We start from the raw sequence: 19,815 nt of genomic DNA, 5'->3' as shown, positions 1-19,815 counted from the left end.
ACCCTAAAGAAAAACATCCACACAGAGGAGGACAAGAAAAGCTGGGGGCTTTTCTTACTGAAAAATGGATCAAATTGGACTATTGCTGTCAGGTGCAGCTTTATTTTTAAACGGACTGATGCTGCTTGGAAAAGCAGATGAGAAAAATGTAGGCGTATTTAACTTATTTGTTGGAGCTTTTCAAGTTATTGTTCCGTTTTATTTAATTATTACATCAGACCAAAGCAACTGGATTTTATATGAAAGAACGGCAATCTTTTTATTTGGCCTCACGTATTTGTATGTAGGGGTGACGGTATTAAAAGGAATGCAGGGAACAGGACTTGGCTATTACTCGCTTTGGGTATCGATTATCGCTTTGGTGTACGTGACCGTTTCTCTTGTTCATTATCATGACGTAGTTAACGCTATTACATGGATTCTTTGGTCATTTTTATGGTTTTTATTTTATGTGCTTAATACGAGCAAAAAAGATGTATCTGCATATGTAGGGAAAGTGGCGATTGTACAGTCTTGGGTGACCTTAACAATTCCAGCGCTGTTTTCGCTAACGGGCGTATGGGGAAATAAAGATATGTACAATATGTGGGGAATCGTGCTGGTAGCTTCCATCATTTATTTTGTATACGTAGGATATCGACTATTCTTTTCTCAGCCGAAAAAAATGATTTTGAAATAAAGTATTTACAAAAAATAGATAATAATGGTAAGATGTTAGAAATTAAATGCCGTGAAGAGAAAAGTAGACAGCGCGTATTCTTAGCAGAGAGCTCCGGAAGCTGAAAAGGAGCAAGAGAAACGCTGTTGAAGCAAGCCTCTGAGCAGCGCATTGGATCTAACGTGATAGTGCGACGGCTGCTTCCGTTACAAAGCTAGAGTATAAGCGAAAGCCGTACTCGATAAGGTTTATATGGCGACATATGAACAAACTAGGGTGGCACCGCGATTCATAATCTCGCCCCTAAGACACATGTCTTGGGGGTGGGATTTTTTTATTGACTGTAATCAATAATGAAGCGGAGGCCTTTCTTTTATGAAAAATAAGCTGTTGTCTTGGAAATACCCGTTTTTATTGCTGTTTGGAATTGGCACTAGCAATATCGGCGACTGGATTTATTTAATTGCTTTAAATGTCATGATGCTTGATATGACGAATTCGCCGCTTGCGGTTTCAGGGCTATACATGATAAAGCCGCTTGCTGCGCTATGTACAAATATATGGTCTGGAAGCTTAATTGACCGCATGAATAAACGGAAGCTTATGATGTTTTTAGATTGGATGCGCGCGGGGATTATTGCTTGCTTTCCGTTTTTCTCATCCATACTGATCATTTATGTGCTGGTATTTATCATCAGTATGGCAAGTTCAATGTTTCGGCCGGCATCGATGGTTTATATCACAAAGCTTATTCCAAGTGAAAAACGAAAAAGATTTAATTCGCTGCGCAGTTTGATTGACTCAGGAGGCTTTCTTCTTGGTCCGGCCGCAGCCGGTGCGTTATTTATGATTGGAACGCCTGCTTTTGCTATCTATGCCAATGCTGCAGCGCTGGTATTGTCAGGGGTGGTTACTTTGTTTATGCCGAACCTGGATACAAAAACAGAAGTTAAAGAAAATAAGCTCTCTGTAAACACCATTAGAGAAGACTGGAAAGCGGTGTTTCGTTTTAGTAAAACAAACAAATATACTATGACGATTTATGTGTTATTCAGTTTTTTAATGGTCATGGCTACAGCAATTGATTCACTTGAAGTTTCGTTTGCAACAAAAGTCATTCATTTGTCCGAAAGCGAGTACGGGTTTTTAGTGAGCGTAGCAGGTGCAGGCATTATGATTGGCGCAGTTATTAATACACTGTTTGCTAAGAAGCTGTCCACGAACTTTCTAATAGGTACCGGCAGTGTAGGAGTATCGCTTGGCTATTTGCTGTATGCGTGTTCGTCTTCTCTTCAAACCACTGGAACAGGATTTTTTAGCTTATCTTTTGCGTTAGCTTTTGCAAGTGCTGGTTTTCAAACCTTTTATCAAAACAGCATTCCCGTTGACATGATGGGCAGAGTAGGAAGTATCTATGGACTGCTTGAGTCACTGCTGATCATTATCATGACTTTTTTATGCGGCATGGCTGCGCACATCTTTTCGATTCAAGGAGCTGTAGTTGGTGGAAGCCTGATTATGTTTTTAAGTACGATTATATTGTTTTTGTGCACGTTAAAGCCTACGTTTTATAAAGTGAATTTGGTCAAAAAGCAAGGAATCTAACGCACCGGTACTATTGGACAAATAAGTTAAGAAGCCGATAAAAAGAAATGAATACAGAATAAAGGATGAGAAAGCACAGTGAAAATGAAAGATGCGTTAAAGAAAAAAGGAATGTTTGTTAAAAAATTACCGAATCAAGGTGAGTTCTTCCGAAAGCGGTGGGAAAATGAATTTGCAAGTGCTTTAAGCGCATCGCAAAAAAAGAAAATTTATATGGACCAGTTTCTGTGGCATGCATTTAGCTATGAAAAGCTCCCTTGCTTACAAGGAGAACAAGCGATTCAAGCGTTCGAACAGCAAATAAAGAACGACTGTTATTTGTTGTTTGAGCATGATGAACGGGTGCTGCAGCTATCTAAATGTAAGCATCTAACAAGCGCTGATTTAAGTAAAAATACAAACATGTATTTAGAAGATTTATATGTGGTTGATGAAGATTTCACATGGACTTACGTGATTACCCATGAAAGCTCATGTGGACCTTACTTTTACCGAACATAATAAAGATAGAGCCTGCCGTGTTTATTAATATGGCAGGTTTTTTCTATAAAAGAACATTTTATTAATTAAAAGTAATTATAGTAATACAATGGTTTTTAATCTAAAATTTTTGGGTATTTATTACTAAATATTATCCATATATATCCTATATATTACCATTTGGGGTTTTTTAAAAAAATAGGATATGAAATTAATTTTTTGTATGCTAAGGCAATTACTGCTAGTAAGCTTGTCTTACAAAATTTGTTTTGAAAAAGGAGGTTTTTGTATGAAATGGTATCTACATGTACTTAAAAATTATAGAACGTTTCAAGGGAGAGCGACGCGTAAAGAGTATTGGATGTTTGTCTTATTTAATTTTATTATATGGTGTGTGCTTTCAGCTATTGAACTTATAACAGATATGCCTCCGTTTTTGCGTATAGTTTATCTTGTTGCAGTCTTCATTCCATCTCTTGCTGTGACGGCACGCCGATTGCATGACATAGGAAGAAGCAGCTGGTGATATTTAATTAACTTTGTTCCAGTTATCGGAGGCATTTGGCTGCTTATCTTATTTTGTCAAAGAAGCGAAGTAACAGCCAATATTTACCACACAGACACGCAGGCATCTTAACCAGAGTAGTTTATTAGTTTAAAAAGTTAGTAAACTAAACGTGCGAATTGTTTCTAATTAAAAAGAGGTTGGGACAAAAGTAGTTTAGTTCGGATTTTTTCATAGTGTGATGGTGAACGTAAATTTTATGTATGTAGGTTCTTCTAGCAGTTGATTGGAGGGCAAGGCGAAGACTCCTGCGGGAAAAGCGGGACAGATGAGACCCCGCAGGAGCGCAAGCGACGAGGAGGTTCAGCGCCCGCCCGCGGAAAGCGAAGCCTTGCACGGAAATCAACGGCGGTGTCATAAGCGGTTCAGCTCATGTGTCTGATTTGTTCGTCTTTAGGTTAGATTCATTTCGTTATGTCCCGGCCTCTTTTTTCATTTTCCCACACGCTGCTGGGAATTTCTTTTCGAAGAACAGGTGCAATATCACTTGCAAAGCGCTCTAGCTGTTCGCGCTGTTCTGCTTCGCTTAGACCGTCTACGCTGATGCTCAGCACTTCGTTTCCATAAGCATGGTAATAGTCTATTATTTTTTCAATGATTTGCTCCGGGCTTCCTACTAAAGCAGGACCGTGTTGAACGATGTCTTCGAGTGACGTGAACGGCGATTGATTATGTTTGGCTGCTTCCGTATTGCTAAAGGCGTTATAGTACGGGCGATAGCGGCGAATCGCTTCTTCCCCTGTATTAGAAATATATAGGCTGCTCGCCCCCGAACCGACGATGGCCTTGCGTGGGTCATGGCCATAATAAGCCAAACGTTCCCGGTAATGGTCAATCAGCGCTTTATATTTAGCCTGAAGATGGAAGGAATTAGATGAAAATAGCGGCTCTCCGTATTTTGCCGCAAGTTCTGTAGACAGCGGGCTTGACGCGCTTCCATGCCAAACGGGAATAGAAGGCTGAAACGGGCGAGGCTGAGTCGTAACGTTAGTTAAAGGCGGACGATAACGGCCGCTCCACGTGACATTTTCTTCTGTCCAAAGCTGTTTCAAAAGAGCGTATCTTTCAGCAAGAGACTCCCATTGTTCTTCTTCTGTAATGCCAAAAAGCGGATAATGACGCGGGTCGTTGCCTTTTCCAATAATCAGTTCAAGGCGTCCACCCGACAGGTGATCAAGCGTTGCATAATCTTCAGCTACTCGTACAGGATCTAAAATGCTTAGAACCGTAACAGTAGTAAGAAGACGAATGTGTGACGTTTTAGCAGCGATTGCACTTAAAACAACGGGAGGAGAAGAAGACAAAAAAGGAGCTCCGTGTCTTTCGCCGACTCCGTAAGCATCAAAACCTAATTTTTCTGCCAGCACTGCTTGATTTAACACATGCTGAAATTTTTCTTGAGCAGTTAATGTTTCTCCAGTAACCGGGTTCGGGATGTTTTGAATAAGACTAAATAAAGCAAATTTCATACGTTTTACCTCCAAAAGATAAATTGGTGGATGACAATAAAAAAAGCAAACGTACACTCATTATCGTGTCCATTTGCCTCCAGTTGACTGGTAGATATGTAGTTTCATTGTTTTATTAGTTGTATCTTAAGCGGTAGACACCAAGCTGTCAAGATAATCTTTTTCTAAAAACCCACTTGATTTATCGGTTAACTAGTATTATGATGTGAATAATCTTACACGAAGTAAGCCCACTGGTTAACCAGAGGCTCTTGATGAAGCAGATGCTTTATCAAGAGCCTCTTTTTATTACATAATATAGGGATTTAGGGGAGGAACGCATGAAAAAATATTGGCTGTTTTTACTTTCAATTGTAGTAGCTGTTAGCGTGGCAGGCTGCGGAACAAACGTATCTTCAAGTGCAGGAAAAAAGAAAGAAAAAGATGTTCAAACGATTGTTGTTGGAACAGGCACTCAGTTTCCTAATATTTGCTTTATTGATGATAAAGGCAAACTGACCGGCTATGATGTAGAAGTAGTAAGAGCAATCGACAAAGAGTTAAAGGATTATAAATTTGAATTTAAAACGATGGAATTTTCAAATCTGCTTCTCAGCTTAGAAAGTAATAAAATTGATATGATTGCTCATAATATGGCTCAAAACGCTGAGCGAAAGAAAAAGTTTTTATTTAATGATGAAACATATAATTATTCTCCGCTTTATGTAACGGTTCCTAAAAATCGAAATGATATTCATTCCTTAAAAGATTTAGAAGGTAAAAAAATGATTGTAGGAGCTACAAGCAATGCGGCCGTTTATCTAGACAAATACAATCAAAAACACGGCAATAAAATCGATGTAGTTTACGCCGGTCAAGGTGCGGATGATGCCACAACTCAATTAAAAACGGGCCGAGCAGATGCTACGCTTGCGACACCATTTTCCATCGACTTTAGCAATCAAGCGCTGAAATTTCAGCAAAAAACGGTTGGAGATATCGTGATTAATTCAAAAGTATATTTTATGTTTAACAAAAAAGACGAAAAGTTAAAGTCGGAAGTCGATCAGGCGATTAAAAAGCTGAAAAAAGACGGTACGTTAAAAAAACTCAGCACAAAATGGCTAGGAGAAGACTATACGGTGCAAAATTGACTATAGCAAAAAAGCAGCTGCCCATACAGCTGCTTTTTTTGTATGATATAAATCCAATAGATAGAAGAAACGATCTGCAAAGAAAACAAAAATTAGTGTATAGTAGAGCTATAAGTACTATAAAAGCAGGACCGCAGTAGGAGGCAATTCATTGATTACGGATTTACAGCGCGGAGATTTCTTTCAAAAAGGACATCGTTATCGCAGAAAACAAATTCATAAGCTTTATAAAGGGCAAGAACAAAGCGAAATATCAACGCCAAAAGCGCATCCATATATTTTTATTTTCACAAAAGAAAGCGGAAGTGAATACGGAACAGGACATGGGTGGAACAGAGATAAAACCTCTTTTTTCTATACGGGAGAAGGTCAAAGAGGATCGATGCAGCTCATTAAAGGCAATAAAGCGCTTCGCGAACATTTCCAATCGGGAAAAGCCGTTTACTTGTTTCACTACGTGGAGCCTGGAGTGGTCGAGTTTGTGGATGAAGTGACGTATATTAATCACCAATTAGAAATCATGTGGGACTCAGACGGAGAGCTTCGTGAAGCCATTATTTTTGAACTTGAACGAAATCCTGTAATTGAGGAAAAAGCAGCAAAGCTGGACGTTTCACCTTATTCAACTGAACAGCTTCGTCATATAGCATTAGGGGAAGAAAAAAAGACAAGTGTTTACGAACAAACGGCAGCTCTTAAACAATATGTTCACAAACGCGCAGCAGGTATTTGTGAAGCCTGCGGAGAAAGCGCGCCGTTTATCGCAAAAGATGGAAGCTCCTTTTTGCAAATGTATTATCTTTCAAAGCTTTCAGAGAGCGGGCTCGCTAAGCCAAAGGACGCTGCGGCACTATGTCCCAACTGTTATAGTCGTCTACGCTACGGGAAAGATAGTGAAGTATATAAAGAAGAGCTGATTACTAAAATTAATGAAAAAGAAGCAGGAAAGAAAAATGAGTAATATCGTCTTTTTTCATTTTATAAAAAACCGTCTCTAGGCAGGGCAGCTGCCGAGGCGGTTTTTTTGTATGTAGAATGATTTCAAAAAATAAAGACAATAAAGTGTATAAAAATAATAGAAAAACAGATAATGAAAAACTGAAGCTTTCGTTTAAAAAATAGTAAAAGCTGGGGTGATGTGGTGTGGCAGACAAGTATGACTGCGTTATTATAGGTGGAGGAATTGCAGGACTTCAAGCCGCTATTCAGCTTGGAAGATATAAGCGCAGTGTATTGATTATTGATTCAAACGATGGACGTTCCAATCTTTGCAAAAATTATCAAAATATATTGGGATGGCCTGAGGGAATAAGCGGGCAAACTCTAAGAGAAGCGGGAAGGCAGCAAGCAAAAAGCTACGGTATTCAATTTGCAGAAGAACGTGTTATTCAATGTCAAAAGGAAATAGAGGGGTTTAGCGTCATTACAAACTCTGCTAACTACGAAGCAGCTACTTTACTGTTTGCGACGGGAGTAGTAGACCGGGTTCCGCCTGAACTTCAGCAAGAGCTATATCCCTGTATGGGAAAAACAGTATATGTATGTCCCGACTGTGACGGATATGAAGTAAATAATAGAAGGGTATTAGTACTAGGGTCGGGAAAAGCAGGAGCCAGTTTATCTCTTACGTTAACATATTGGACAAATGACATTACGTACATTAATCATGACAAAAAAGAGATTGGACCTTTAGCAGATACCTTGATGCAAAAGGGAATTACCTATAAAGAAGCGGCAATAAAAAAAGTCATAGCTGAAGCAGAAATGTTAAAAGGAGTCATCCTCGAAAACAATGAATTTATCTATGGAGAAAGAGGTTTTTTAGCGTTTGGAGGAAATAAAGTTCGAACAGAATTAGCCCATGAGCTCGGAGTAGAACTTCTAGAAAATCAGCACATTATCGTAAATCCGCGTACAAAAGAAACAAATGTTTCAAACGTGTGGGCAGCAGGAGACATTGTGGCTCATTCTGAACAAGTTACGGTAGCGATGGGAGAAGGTTTACAAGCCGCTATTTGGATACACAAACGCTTGTTAGAGCTTCATGAAAAATAATTGTTTTTTTATAAAAAAAGTTAAGATTGCATGTTTTGTTTCCTTTTTGTTAGGGAAATGGAAATGAAAGAAAGAAAAAAATGATTAAAAATGAGGAGAAGGAGTGGCAAAAAAGTGGTATATAGTCAAGTGGTAAGAAAACCTGAGTTTCAACAAGCGGAATCGGAAGGGTTAAATGAAGCCATTCACGAGTACATAACTCGTCGTACACGTCACAATGCACCGGTTGTGGATGCGCTTCGATATATTATGACCATTGAACATAAACATGAACGTATGCAGGTAGCAGCAGAACTGTTCGGATCAGCTATTCAGCGTGTAAAAGATCAAGATATTATTCAATATCTAAAAAAGTGCGGAAGCTACAAAAGAATTTCTGATACGACGGAATAAAACCGTTCTCTTTGAAAAAGCGCCTTTAATGGAAAGGGGCTTTTTTTGTTTCCTCCATTTAAAAGCGAAGGCAAATACATAGAATTCTTCCAGTTTGTGCATAGTAAATGAAGCAGAATTAATTGAGGAAGAGACAGAGTTTTGTATCTGACTACGTGAATGAACATTAAAGTAGAATACAATCTTCATTTGTACAGATACCCACTCTTGAATAAATAAAGCTATACGTATGTAGCCCTAGCAGGAGGTTTAGTATATGAGTCAAGAAATACCGTTAAGTTCAAGTGAAATTGCTACTCTTTGGATGACCTATCAGCAAAAGACAATGATCCGAAGAATGTTAGAATATTTTATTGCGCACGCAGAAGATGACCAAGCAAAAGAAATTATGCAAGATACGCATATGCAAATGGTGAATTATATTGAAGATATCAAAACGATTCTAAAAAATGAAGGGGCAGCCATACCGGTAGGATACACAGAAAAAGACGTAAATGTCGGTGTTCCTAAGCTTTATGATAAGATGTTTGATATTATGTTTCTTCGCCTTTTAAAAGAAATTAGCATGGGGCTACATACGCTTCATTTAACCATGTCCTACAGAAAAGACATGATCTCTCTATATAAAGAGCTTACCGCTTTCACGCAAAGTGGCTATGACAAATGTGTAGATTATCTTCAGGAAAAAAACGTGCTTCCAAGGCCTCCAGCTGTTTCAGTACCTAAAACAGTGAAGTTTGCTGAAGGTACAGATTACATGAATGGAATCCATTTATTTTCCAGTAAACGTGCATTAAATACTGTAGAGGTAGCACATATTTACTACGCTATTGAAACCAACGTTCTTGGCATGCAAATGATCACAGGGTTTGCTCAAGTAGCAAGTGAGCCTGAAGTGAAGAAGTACTTTGTAAAAGGAAAAGAGCTGGCTAAAAAAGTTGTAAGTGATTATAGTAAAATTCTTTTGGAGAGCGATATTCAGACGCCTGCGACGTGGGGAGCGAAAGCGACCGAGTCAAAAGTAGCACCTTTTTCAGATAAACTAATGATGTATTGTGTGAGTTTATTCTGCAGTTTCGGGCTAGGAAGCAACGCTTTAGGGACTGCGTTTAGTTTACGTGGAGATCTTCCTCTTACTCTTGTCAGTACGGCCAAAGACATTTTAACATACGGGCAAGACGGGGGGAAAATCATGGCCAAAAACGGATGGCTTGAGGAACCGCCAAGTATGGAAGACCGAAATGATTTGATTAAATAGAAAAGCATAATATATTACGAAAACTTCTTTTTGTGAAAGAATTTTTTTCTTTTGCATAAAAAATGTCGGCATTTGTTCGTTTAACGTTTTGTTTTTTGAATAAAAAGGATATATAAACTATAAATTTACAATTTTATGCTAAAAAAGGAGGGTGTTGCATATGAAGTGGTACATAAAAGTGTTGAAAAATTACGGGACGTTTTCTGGCAGAGCAAGCCGAACTGAATACTGGATGTTTGTGTTAGTTAACTTTGTTATTTCATTTATTCTTTCGTTCATTCAGTTCGTGATTGATAAGCCTCTTTTTCTGCCGGTAATCTACTCGTTATTGGTTGCAGTCCCTTCGTTAGCGGTAGGAGCAAGAAGGCTCCACGATACAGGAAAAAGCGGATGGTGGCAGCTTATTACATTGGTTCCACTGATTGGCGGTATTTGGCTGATTATTTTATTCTGTCAGCCTAGCGATCCAAAAGAAAATCGTTTCGGTACAATGGCCAAAGCAGCATAATTAGAACTCCCCCTTAGGTAAGGGGGAGTTTTTTAGTGGACAGGTTCTACTATAGCGCCATCATAAGCCGATTGGTAAATAGCTCTTATGTCTTTCTCATGAAGAGGCAAAGGGCTGCGAGCAAGAATTCGTTTTTGCTGGACGCCATCTGCTGTCAGCTTTTGAAGGGCACTTTCTGGAATATTAAAGCCGCGAAGGGTTTGAGGAATGCCGACGTCTTCAACAAGTGACTGCAGCTGCTTTACACACTGATAAGAAGCTTCTTCTTCTGATAAAGAGCTCACGTTTCCGCCTAGTGCTTCAAAAATATCACGCATCTTCGCCACGCAGCTGCTGCGTATGTAACCCATCACATATGGAAGCAATACGGCGTTTGATTCACCGTGAGAAATATGAAACTGTCCACCTAATGGATAAGCAAGTGCATGAACACCTGCAACACCTGCATTAAAAAACGCAAGCCCTGCTAAATAGCTTCCGTAGCTCATCTGAGTTCGCGCTTCTTTATCTTTGCCATTTTCTACAGCTGTTCTTAAAGAAGAGCTAATCATGCGTATAGCCTTTAGTGCTAAGGCATCGGTTGCTGGATTTGCATTTACTGATATATAAGCTTCAACAGCATGAGTTAATGCATCAACCCCTGTAGCCGCCGTTACTTTAGGAGGCATGCTAAGCGTAAGCTCGGGATCTACAATCGCAACGTCCGCAAGCAAATAGTCGTGGGTCACAACATCCTTGGTGCTTTCAAGAGACAGCACAGAAATATTCGTTACTTCTGAACCCGTGCCGGAAGTAGTGGGAATTAAAATTTTTGGAAGACCTTTTTTTGAAATTTGTTTCGTACCAGTTAAGTTCAAGTATTCTTCTACAGCTCCGTCATGAACGGCTAAAACGGCCGTAAGTTTTGCTAAATCTAACGCGCTGCCGCCGCCAACGCCAATGACTAAATCAAATTTTCGGTTTTTTGCGTAGGATACGAGTTTTTCACCGAGTGCTAAAGGCGGCTCTGGTGCCGTATCTGCATATACATCTACTTCGTATCCGTTTTTGATAAGGGGAGAACTCACTTTATCTACAAGTCCAATATCTTTTAAAACAGGGTCTGTGACAATTAAAATATGAGCAGGGTGATATTTTTTTACTTCCGGAAGCAGTTGCTGAAGTGATCCCCATCCTGTATAGCTAAGAGGGGTAAAAACTAGTTTTGACACAGTCATTCTTTTATCCTCCTATAGGCACTGTTTTGTTGGCGGTTTCAAAGATGTGGTTTTGCTTCTACGTATATTATAATGAAGTATCGCAAATTTTTCATTGAATGCAAATTAGCTGTCACGAAAAAATTGAGCTTTACTTCACAGAAACAAAGGATGGGGAAATGTTGAGATACGTAACAAAAGAATTAGCTCAGAAAATTGTATGTAGAACGATGGAGATTATTGATTGCAACATTAACGTGATGAACGAAAAAGGAGTCATTATTGGTTCGGGTGACAAAAATAGAATTGACCATATTCATGAAGGAGCGTTAATGGTATTAAAAAACGGAAGCCCGTATGAAATTACTCAACAGCAGGCCGACTTGCTGCGCGGGGCCAAACCAGGCGTGAATTTGCCTATTTTCTTTAACGGAGAAATTGTTGGAGTCGTGGGATTAACAGGACTGCCAGAACAGATTCGTAATTACGGAGAGCTTGTGCGCATGGCGGCTGAAATGATTTTTCAAGAAATGATTTTAATAGAGGAAATTCAATGGGACGAACGATTAAAAGAAGAGGTGGTTCATCAGCTTCTTCGACAAGAAGAGCCGCTTGACTCTTTATTTTTTGACCGGACGAATCGCTTTGATATTAACTTATACCTTCCACGAGTGGCACTCATTGTTACAGCTGAAAATCGTCATAAAGTCATGAAACGTGTAAAGAAATATATAACTAATAATGACTTATATGCTATGCTTCCAGACGGAGTGGTCATATTAAAATCTATAGAAGCAGGCAGCGCTAGCAGCTATGCGGAACAGCTGGAAAAACAGCTTCGGGCGTCTGGTATGGTGTGTAAGTTAGCGGCAGGATCTGTTCAAGCTGACTTTAAAGGCCTTCATATATCTTATCAGCAGGCAAAAGATACGCTTGCCGTCGGTTCTAAGCTTCACCCAGAAGCTGTTTTCTACTGCTATTCGGATTATCAAATTCCCGTGCTGTTACGTCAAAGCGCCGGTTTTCAAGAAAATCATGAGCTGTTGCATCACTATGAAAAGCTTAAGGAATACGATAAGAAAAAAGAACTTATCGAAACGTTAACGGTCTACATAGAAGAAAATGGCGAAGGAAGCACGGCAGCTAAAAAGCTTTTTATACATCGAAATACGCTAAGCTACCGTCTAGATAAAATCCAAAGCATCACAGGAAAAGATCCAAGGAAAGTAAAAGACCTTCTCGAACTGTATGTAGCGCTACTGCTATCTAAAATTTCATAATTGTGCACGTGCATAAAAGATCTTGCGATAGTGAGGTCTTTTTCTGTTGAAGTGACTAATGAAAGAATATAAGATAGCGCTTACAATTAACGTTAGGGACAGGAGAAACAAGAAAGGGGATGGCTTTATGGACGTTCAAGTAAGCGCGTTAGGCGCGATTTGTGCATTAGTAATTGCTATTATATTAATCTTAAAGAAAGTGGCTCCCGCATACGGAATGATAGCCGGAGCTTTAATTGGAGGACTGATTGGCGGAGTTAATATTGCTGATACTGTTAATTTAATGATTGAAGGAGCGCAAGGCATCATTCCCGCAGTGCTGCGGATTCTTGCAGCCGGTATATTGGCTGGGGTATTAATAGAATCAGGTGCTGCAGCGGTTATAGCAGAAACCATTGTAAAAAAACTAGGGGAAACAAAAGCGCTTTTAGCTCTAGCGCTAGCCACACTCATTCTTACGACAGTAGGTGTGTTTGTTGATGTGGCTGTAATCACAGTGGCGCCTATTGCTTTAGCTATTGCTAAACGTACAGGTATGTCAAAGCCTGCTATTTTACTAGCAATGATTGGAGGGGGAAAGGCAGGGAATTTAATGTCTCCTAATCCTAACGCCATTGCTGCTTCAGATGCATTTAATATTCCTCTTACATCCGTGATGGCTGCAGGAATCATTCCCGCTGTATTTGGCGTAGCGGCCACTTATCTAGTAGCCAAACGATTAGTGAAAAAAGGAACAATGGTTCAAGCTGAAGAAATAGATACAGTGGATGCAAGCAGCTTGCCGCTGTTTTTAACAGCCATCATAGCACCAATTGTTACCATCGTGCTGCTGGCGCTGCGACCGCTTTTTGATCTTAATATTGACCCGATGGTTGCTCTTCCTGCAGGAGGGATCGTTGGTGCCATCGTAATGAAAAAAGGAAAACAGCTTAATACATACGCTATTTCAGGGTTAGGAAAAATGTCAGGTGTAGCCATTATGCTGCTTGGAACGGGGACATTAGCAGGAATCATTGCTAACTCCCAGCTAAAAGACGTTATTATTCACGGCTTGTCTGCCATTGGATTGCCAGCTTATGTTTTAGCACCGGTTTCAGGTATTTTTATGTCAGCGGCAACGGCTTCGACAACTGCAGGAACAGCAGTCGCAAGCCAAGTTTTTGGCTCGACGATTTTAGAGCTGGGCGTTTCTGCTTTAGCCGGGGCTGCTATGGTACATGCCGGAGCAACCGTACTTGATCACCTTCCGCACGGAAGCTTTTTCCACGCAACGGGCGGAAGTGTAAATATGAAAATAAAAGAACGTTTAAAATTAATCCCTTACGAATCGCTTATTGGACTCATTATGGCAATTGTATCCACGCTTATATTTGGTGTATTAAAGCTATACGGGTAAAAACAAAAAGGAGTGTTTCTATGAAAATTGTGATTGCACCGGATTCATTTAAAGAGAGCTTAACGGCTTTGCACGTTTGTGAAGCGGTGGAAAAAGGAATAAAAACTCATTTTCCTAACGCGGAGATTAGTAAAGTACCTATGGCAGATGGAGGAGAAGGAACCGTTCAGTCGCTTGTAGACGCAACGGATGGAGAGATTATACAAACAAAGGTAACCGGACCTTTAGGGAAAGAGGTGGAAGCTTTTTACGGAATTCTTGGAGACGGCAACACAGCTGTTATTGAAATGGCAGCCGCTTCAGGCCTTCATCATGTTCCCGTGGATAAACGCAATCCGCTTATAACAACAACGCGAGGAACCGGCGAGCTCATTCTTAAAGCGTTAGATCACCAAGTGAAGCATATCATTATTGGCATTGGAGGAAGTGCTACAAATGATGGAGGAGCCGGTATGGCAAAAGCTTTAGGGGCAAAGCTTCTTGATGCTAACGGAGCAGAAATAAAAGAAGGAGGCGGCAGCTTAGATCAGTTAACTGCTATTGATCTGACAAACTTGGATTCCAGGCTTGCTGAAGTCAAAGTAGAAGTGGCGTGCGACGTAGACAATCTGTTAACAGGTAAAACCGGAGCATCCGCGGTATTTGGCCCTCAAAAAGGCGCAACTCCTGATATGGTTAAACAGCTTGACCGTAATCTAGCTCATTACGCAGCGGTTATTGAAAAAGAAATGGATATTCATATTCAGAACGTCCCTGGTGCCGGAGCGGCAGGAGGGCTTGGCGGCGGCCTGCTGGCATTTTTATCTGCGGAGTTAAAGCCAGGTGTAGACATTGTGATTAAAGCAACTGAGCTAGAAAACTATATTAAGGATGCCGATCTTGTCATTACCGGTGAAGGAAGAATTGATGGTCAAACCATTTACGGAAAAACACCCATTGGCGTAGCAAAAACAGCAAAAAAGCATAGCGTTCCGGTGATAGCAATAGCAGGCAGCATTGGAGCAGGAAGCGAAGCTGTGTATGAACATGGTATTTCGGCTTTATTTAGCGTCGTGCCCGGAGCGGTCGATCTGTCAGAAGCGCTGGAAAAAGCCGATGAAAACATTGAAAGAACGGCTAAAAACGTAGCGTCAGTTATACGTTTAGCCATAAAATAAAGGACTTAAAGTTCTTCTTATTCTCTTTTTAATAAATGTTAGAAGGTTTCTTCCATCAGAAGGGACCTTTTTTTCGTTTAGGGCTGAAGTAGGCTGCTATCATTCTTTTGAAATTTTAATGTTATAATTAACCAATTGTTAAAATGATTTATATATAAATGAGTTTCAAAAAAGTTGATAGGAAAAGGAGAAACATGATGAAAAATCAAGTTCGTTTACTGAGAGATAAAGAATTAGAAGAAGCAGCAATTATCTATACAAACGTTTTTAGTGGTTCACCGTGGAATGAGCCTTGGAGTAGGAACACTGCTTATGCCCGTTTATATGATATTAGTAAAACTCCAGGGTACATAGGGATAGGTTACTTCCATAGTGAAAATAATAAACTCATAGGATTTATAGTAGGAAATGAAGAACAATGGGCGAACTATAAGACGTTTTATTTAAATGAAATTTGTGTGTTAACCAGCATTCAGCAGACTGGAGTAGGAACAAGCCTTTTAACTTTTCTGAAAGAATTGCTTGTACAAAGGAAGGTAAAAGAAGCATATGTGTCTACTGAAAGAGGTCAAGGCAAACCAGCACGTTTTTTGAAAAGAAGGGTTTTATCATCCATAAATCCCGTATATTGATGACGGTAAATATAGATTGAATATAAGGGAAAGAATGTAGGGGATTTGCTTTGTCGTTTTAGAAGAAAAGTGCAATAACTAAACGTAAGCAGTGTATTAGAGTAGGAGGAAATAACCCATGGCTTTTTCGTTACTAATTTTAGTCGCTATTTTAATGGTTAGTATTCCGCTGATGATCATTATCGTTAAAACGGTTTGGCACCGAAAACTTCCTCGTAATTACTACACGCCGTTTGATTATCTTGCTGTACAAACAGAAGAGGAGTTTCATGAAGAACAAACCGAACGAGAAATAGAAGAAAGAGAAGGAGATGTTATAAAAAGAAAGAGCCAAAACTAGTTTTCAGCTCTTTCTTTTTGCAGCCCAATCCTCCACAATTTCCGTAAATTCACCTAGGTGTTCTTCAAATATCCGTTTTCGATGTCCGTTTGCTCCGGATGGATGTGGAAAGCCAAATAAATACGTATGCCGAGAAAGCGAAGGTTCACTTGAAAGTTTTCTTAAAACATTTTCAACTGCTTTTCCTAGCGGAACGATTAAGCACGGATTCTTTATTTCGTTCAATTCCTGTGGAAACACTTCAAAAGCATAGCGAGAAAGAAGCGCTGAGCGTTCAATTGGCGGCTGATGTCCGGTATAGTTTTTTCCTTTATAAAACACGGGATATTTCAGTACAGACGTTGTATGCAGTAAATCTCGCTGTGAAGCAAATAACTCAGCGGCACTGTTAATACCCATGGCTTTTGCAATTCCGCATTGATCTAACATGTCTATTAAATTGACTCTCATCGTCCCGCTAAAGCTAGCGGTTTTTTTTGTTTCGTACAGCACTTGTTCAACCTGGTGATGAGCCAGGCTGGAAATGCATTGTTTAAAAGCTGTTTTCATTTGAAACCACCCTGGTGTGATGCCTGCAATAACAATATGAGCGTCTGGATTTATGTAGTCGTTATGAGGCGAGTAGTACATGCTTAATTCATGTTCTTGCCCGATTAAAAAGTCTTTTTGCAACAGCTGTTCTTTCGTAAAATTTATGTTATGCAATTGTTGAATGGCAGGCAGACATTGTTGGAAATAAGAATGTTGGCTAATCATAGGCTCTCTCTTTCCTTATCAGTATTTCTTCTTTTATTTTCCCCAACAAACCGTTTTTTAATATTTACTAAAAGTTTACTTAAGTTTTAGTGCGGTGTGATAAAAACAAAGTAGTAATAGCAGTGATTTTGTCATTTTAAAGGCGGAGCTAACAAAATAAATGAGAATTTTGGAGAATTTTTTGATAAATTTACTGAAATTTTAAAAATATTTATTGAAAGCGTTTTATTAGTGTGCTATTCTTCCAATATAAGAGATAAATATTTAGTAAAAATAGAAGATTATAATAGAGAGGTAAAAAGATGGCAACTTTAAAAGATATAGCGGCGTACGCTAATGTTTCCAGTTCAACTGTATCAAGAGTACTAAATAATGATCATACGCTTTCTGTATCTGAGGTTACCCGTGAACGTATTCTGCATGCAGCCAAGGAGCTGCAATATACGCCTGTGAAGATACGAAAAGGAACGGCAAACGGAAAAGACCTCGAAGCTCCAAGAATAGGTATTATTTTTGCTCAGTCCCTTGAAGAAGAACTAGTAGACCCTTTTTTCTCCTCTATTCGCCATGGAATAGAAAGTGAATGCTCGGAAAAAGAAATTTTTACAGTAAAGTCATTTAGGCTAAAAGGCATGAAGCAAGAAGAGCTGCTGCAGGATCTTGATGGAGTGATTGTAGTGGGAAGAGTTAGTCCAGAAACGGTTCAAGAAGTGAGCGATCATTTAGATACTATTGTTTTTATTAATCACAAAGCGGATGAGGATTTGTACGATTCGGTCATGATTGATTTTGAGAAAGCTACTAAACACGCATTAAATCATTTATTTGGCCTCGGTTATAAAAAAATTGGCTATATCGGAGGGACAGAAAGAGAACATTATATAAATGGAAGCTCTATTATTGAAGATCAGCGTCAAACGGTTTTTGAACGCGTTATGCATGAAAAAGGCCTGCTCGATTCTGAGAAAGTTTATATAGGAGAGTACTCAATGACTGAAGGGTATGAGCTAATGGGACAAGCGATTAAGCAAGGAAATCTTCCTGAGGCATTTTTTATCGCAAGTGATGCAATGGCGATAGGAGCAATGCGTGCCCTACAGCAATCAAATATAAAGGTTCCTGAAGACGTAGCGATTGTAAGCTTTGATGATGTGGATATCGCAGCATTTGCGAGCACGCCACTCACCACGGTTAAAGTATATACTGAAGAAATGGGAAGGCAGGCTGTTAAAATGCTAGTAGATCGGTTAAGCGGCAGATCCGTTCCTTTAAAAGTCATGGTGCCGACTAAATTAATTTATCGTGAAAGCTGCGGAGCCTTACTCAAAAAACAGTAGCCTAAAAGTTATAACTTGAAAGGGGGTGATAGAAAAGAAGAATTCATACATAAAGAGTGATAAGGGGGAAGAAAAATAGAAAAAAACATAGAAAAAGCAGGTTAAAAAGCCCTAGAAACTACATACTTATTGGCAGATAAGTATGTAAATGAAAAAGCTTTTTCATCTCTAGGGCTCTTTGAACCTTTGTAAAAGTATAGGATTAAATTATAAGTGACTTTATTTCGTTGTGCAATGAATTTGTCTACGTATAAATGACTGAATATTCAGTTGTTTGTGTCTTGATAGAGTATAAGGAGGAAAGAAGATAAATGAAAAAGCTTACGTATCTTTTCGTTCTATTACTAGTCTTTTCTGTTGTGGCAGCGGGCTGCGGAAATAAAGAAGCGGCAACAGGCGGAAATGGGAAAACAACGTTAACGCTTTTTTCTACGATGAGTAATAAAGGCGAGAGAAAAGCGCTTCAAAACGCGATTGCAGAATTTGAAAAACAAAATCCAGATATTAAAATTGATGCGAATTTTCCGGGTAACGGCTATGAAGATATGCTTCGTGTGAAAATGGGTGCAAATGATATGCCCGATTTATTTGATACGCACGGCTGGTCTCAGCTTCGCTACGGGGAGTATGTAGCAGATTTAAAAGATATGGATTGGGTTCAGCATTTAGATCCGGCGCTGAATCAAATTTTAAAAGATAAAAGCGGCAAAGTGTATGCGTATCCTTTAAATCAAGCAAAAGACGGAATTAGCTATAATGCGACGTTATTAGAAAAGTACGGAATAAAGCCTCCTAACACAATGGATGAATTTATAACAGCGTTAGAAACAGTAAAGAAGAAAAGTAAAGGAGAAGTAGCGCCTTTATGGATTCCAGGAGGAGAAAACGGCAATATTGCTCAAGTATTTGATCAGCTGGCTACACCTCAGCTTATTACAGCAAAAAATAAGAACTATGCTAAGCAGTTAGAAAAAGGAACATTTAATTGGTCAAACTACACGCCGCTAGCGGAAACAATGGCAGAAATGAAGAAAAAAGGGTTATTGAATGAAGATGTATTAACCGCAAAAGTATCTCAAGCAACGGAATTAATGGCTCAAAATAAAATTGCTTTTACATTTGTTGGAGGATCTCTTGGACCTGATGCAACAGAATTAAATCCTGAAGTAAAAGTAGGAACGGTACCGGTGCCTGCTATTCATAAAGGCGGTACGCAAAGCTGGATTGGCGGAGAGCGCTTTACCCTTGCTGCTTGGAAAGATTCTAAGCACCTTAAAGAAGCGAAGAAATTTATTGAATTTGTGTCACAGCCGGAAGTTGCTAAAAAGATTGCCGAAGGAACGTCTTCAGCATCGGCTCTGACAAACAATAAAACACAAAACTACTACTCTGCATACTACGATAAGTATAGCGATATCAAAGTTGAGCCATACTTTGACCGAAAGTATCTACCGAGCGGCATGTGGGCAGTGATGTCTTCTACAGGTCAAGAATTGCTAGCGGGAAGTTTAACGCCGAAGCAATTATCAAAAGAGATGGAAAAAGAGTACAAGCGTCTGAGTAAACAATAAAATAGTGTGCAAAATTTCCTTGTTCG

At 39.4% G+C, this 19,815-nt stretch carries 20 protein-coding genes, 1 pseudogene and 1 other annotated feature; of the genes and pseudogenes, 18 read left to right on the top strand and 3 right to left on the bottom strand.

The window, feature by feature from the left end; genetic code table 11:
- Positions 1 to 64: 64 nt before the first annotated feature.
- From JNUCC25_RS14010 to JNUCC25_RS13990, 5 genes and pseudogenes are all read left to right on the top strand, one after another.
- Positions 65 to 679 carry an AmiS/UreI family transporter gene (locus JNUCC25_RS14010; protein WP_013057473.1) on the top strand — a complete coding sequence of 205 codons (615 nt, stop codon included), beginning with the start codon at positions 65 to 67 and terminating at the stop codon, positions 677 to 679.
- 42 nt (positions 680 to 721) lie between these two features.
- Positions 722 to 966, top strand: a binding site (T-box leader).
- A gap of 67 nt (positions 967 to 1,033) precedes the next feature.
- The gene (locus JNUCC25_RS14005; protein ID WP_064471788.1) at positions 1,034 to 2,263 is read left to right on the top strand and encodes an MFS transporter; all 1,230 of its coding nucleotides are present in this window, start codon (positions 1,034 to 1,036) and stop codon (positions 2,261 to 2,263) included.
- An 84-nt stretch (positions 2,264 to 2,347) separates the two neighbouring features.
- Positions 2,348 to 2,764 (top strand): DUF4275 family protein, encoded by a 417-nt coding sequence (locus JNUCC25_RS14000; protein ID WP_213018284.1) that lies wholly within the window; start codon positions 2,348 to 2,350, stop codon positions 2,762 to 2,764.
- Between the two features lie 268 nt (positions 2,765 to 3,032).
- A pseudogene (locus JNUCC25_RS13995) lies at positions 3,033 to 3,380 on the top strand (DUF805 domain-containing protein).
- A 150-nt stretch (positions 3,381 to 3,530) separates the two neighbouring features.
- On the top strand, positions 3,531 to 3,668 hold the full coding sequence (locus tag JNUCC25_RS13990; RefSeq protein WP_013057469.1) for a hypothetical protein: 138 nt from the start codon (positions 3,531 to 3,533) through the stop codon (positions 3,666 to 3,668).
- Positions 3,669 to 3,712: 44 nt separating this feature from the next.
- On the opposite strand, the gene JNUCC25_RS13985 is transcribed toward JNUCC25_RS13990, so the two are convergent.
- On the bottom strand, positions 3,713 to 4,777 hold the full coding sequence (locus JNUCC25_RS13985; RefSeq protein ID WP_078081921.1) for an LLM class flavin-dependent oxidoreductase: 1,065 nt from the start codon (positions 4,775 to 4,777) through the stop codon (positions 3,713 to 3,715).
- Positions 4,778 to 5,097: 320 nt separating this feature from the next.
- Here JNUCC25_RS13985 and JNUCC25_RS13980 point away from each other — a divergent pair, with 320 nt between their 5' ends.
- The 6 genes from JNUCC25_RS13980 (at position 5,098) to JNUCC25_RS13955 (ending at position 10,124) form a co-directional block, all read left to right on the top strand.
- On the top strand, positions 5,098 to 5,910 hold the full coding sequence (locus JNUCC25_RS13980; RefSeq protein ID WP_029322351.1) for an amino acid ABC transporter substrate-binding protein: 813 nt from the start codon (positions 5,098 to 5,100) through the stop codon (positions 5,908 to 5,910).
- Positions 5,911 to 6,061: 151 nt separating this feature from the next.
- Positions 6,062 to 6,871, top strand: coding sequence for a hypothetical protein (locus JNUCC25_RS13975; protein ID WP_013057466.1), 810 nt, complete (start codon positions 6,062 to 6,064; stop codon positions 6,869 to 6,871).
- Between the two features lie 182 nt (positions 6,872 to 7,053).
- A complete protein-coding gene (locus JNUCC25_RS13970; protein ID WP_078081920.1) occupies positions 7,054 to 7,965 on the top strand; it encodes an NAD(P)/FAD-dependent oxidoreductase in 912 nt (303 codons plus the stop codon).
- A gap of 114 nt (positions 7,966 to 8,079) precedes the next feature.
- Entirely contained in the window at positions 8,080 to 8,358 is a 279-nt protein-coding gene (locus JNUCC25_RS13965) for a hypothetical protein (protein ID WP_013057464.1), read from the top strand.
- Between the two features lie 256 nt (positions 8,359 to 8,614).
- Positions 8,615 to 9,616: a DUF3231 family protein gene (locus JNUCC25_RS13960; protein ID WP_029322345.1), complete on the top strand. Its 1,002-nt coding sequence runs from the start codon at positions 8,615 to 8,617 to the stop codon at positions 9,614 to 9,616.
- A 160-nt stretch (positions 9,617 to 9,776) separates the two neighbouring features.
- Positions 9,777 to 10,124 (top strand): DUF805 domain-containing protein, encoded by a 348-nt coding sequence (locus JNUCC25_RS13955; RefSeq protein WP_013057462.1) that lies wholly within the window; start codon positions 9,777 to 9,779, stop codon positions 10,122 to 10,124.
- Between the two features lie 32 nt (positions 10,125 to 10,156).
- On the opposite strand, the gene JNUCC25_RS13950 is transcribed toward JNUCC25_RS13955, so the two are convergent.
- Positions 10,157 to 11,341 carry an iron-containing alcohol dehydrogenase gene (locus JNUCC25_RS13950; protein ID WP_029322344.1) on the bottom strand — a complete coding sequence of 395 codons (1,185 nt, stop codon included), beginning with the start codon at positions 11,339 to 11,341 and terminating at the stop codon, positions 10,157 to 10,159.
- A gap of 158 nt (positions 11,342 to 11,499) precedes the next feature.
- On the opposite strand from JNUCC25_RS13950, the gene JNUCC25_RS13945 reads away from it, so the two are divergent.
- The 5 genes from JNUCC25_RS13945 to JNUCC25_RS13925 all read left to right on the top strand — a co-directional run bounded on the left by JNUCC25_RS13945 (position 11,500) and on the right by JNUCC25_RS13925 (position 16,125).
- Complete coding sequence (locus JNUCC25_RS13945; protein WP_223268892.1) at positions 11,500 to 12,600, top strand: sugar diacid recognition domain-containing protein; 1,101 nt, start codon at positions 11,500 to 11,502, stop codon at positions 12,598 to 12,600.
- Between the two features lie 127 nt (positions 12,601 to 12,727).
- Positions 12,728 to 13,996 carry a GntP family permease gene (locus JNUCC25_RS13940; protein ID WP_013057459.1) on the top strand — a complete coding sequence of 423 codons (1,269 nt, stop codon included), beginning with the start codon at positions 12,728 to 12,730 and terminating at the stop codon, positions 13,994 to 13,996.
- Between the two features lie 20 nt (positions 13,997 to 14,016).
- Positions 14,017 to 15,153: a glycerate kinase gene (locus tag JNUCC25_RS13935; RefSeq protein ID WP_078081919.1), complete on the top strand. Its 1,137-nt coding sequence runs from the start codon at positions 14,017 to 14,019 to the stop codon at positions 15,151 to 15,153.
- Between the two features lie 197 nt (positions 15,154 to 15,350).
- Positions 15,351 to 15,785 carry a GNAT family N-acetyltransferase gene (locus JNUCC25_RS13930; protein ID WP_013057457.1) on the top strand — a complete coding sequence of 145 codons (435 nt, stop codon included), beginning with the start codon at positions 15,351 to 15,353 and terminating at the stop codon, positions 15,783 to 15,785.
- Positions 15,786 to 15,903: 118 nt separating this feature from the next.
- Positions 15,904 to 16,125 (top strand): DUF3951 domain-containing protein, encoded by a 222-nt coding sequence (locus JNUCC25_RS13925; protein WP_013057456.1) that lies wholly within the window; start codon positions 15,904 to 15,906, stop codon positions 16,123 to 16,125.
- Between the two features lie 3 nt (positions 16,126 to 16,128).
- On the opposite strand, the gene JNUCC25_RS13920 is transcribed toward JNUCC25_RS13925, so the two are convergent.
- Positions 16,129 to 16,881, bottom strand: coding sequence for a uracil-DNA glycosylase family protein (locus JNUCC25_RS13920; protein ID WP_078081918.1), 753 nt, complete (start codon positions 16,879 to 16,881; stop codon positions 16,129 to 16,131).
- A 302-nt stretch (positions 16,882 to 17,183) separates the two neighbouring features.
- Between JNUCC25_RS13920 and JNUCC25_RS13915 the strand changes: the two genes are divergently transcribed.
- Both JNUCC25_RS13915 and JNUCC25_RS13910 read left to right on the top strand, forming a co-directional pair.
- Positions 17,184 to 18,218, top strand: a complete 1,035-nt coding sequence (locus JNUCC25_RS13915; RefSeq protein WP_013057454.1) for a LacI family DNA-binding transcriptional regulator — start codon at positions 17,184 to 17,186, stop codon at positions 18,216 to 18,218.
- A gap of 311 nt (positions 18,219 to 18,529) precedes the next feature.
- A complete protein-coding gene (locus tag JNUCC25_RS13910) occupies positions 18,530 to 19,789 on the top strand; it encodes an ABC transporter substrate-binding protein (RefSeq protein WP_013057453.1) in 1,260 nt (419 codons plus the stop codon).
- Positions 19,790 to 19,815 lie beyond the last annotated feature (26 nt).

This window comes from Priestia sp. JNUCC 25, from assembly GCF_053667915.1.
The sequence above is the reverse complement of the archived record's forward strand: the minus strand, read 5'-3'. Positions and strand labels throughout refer to the sequence as shown.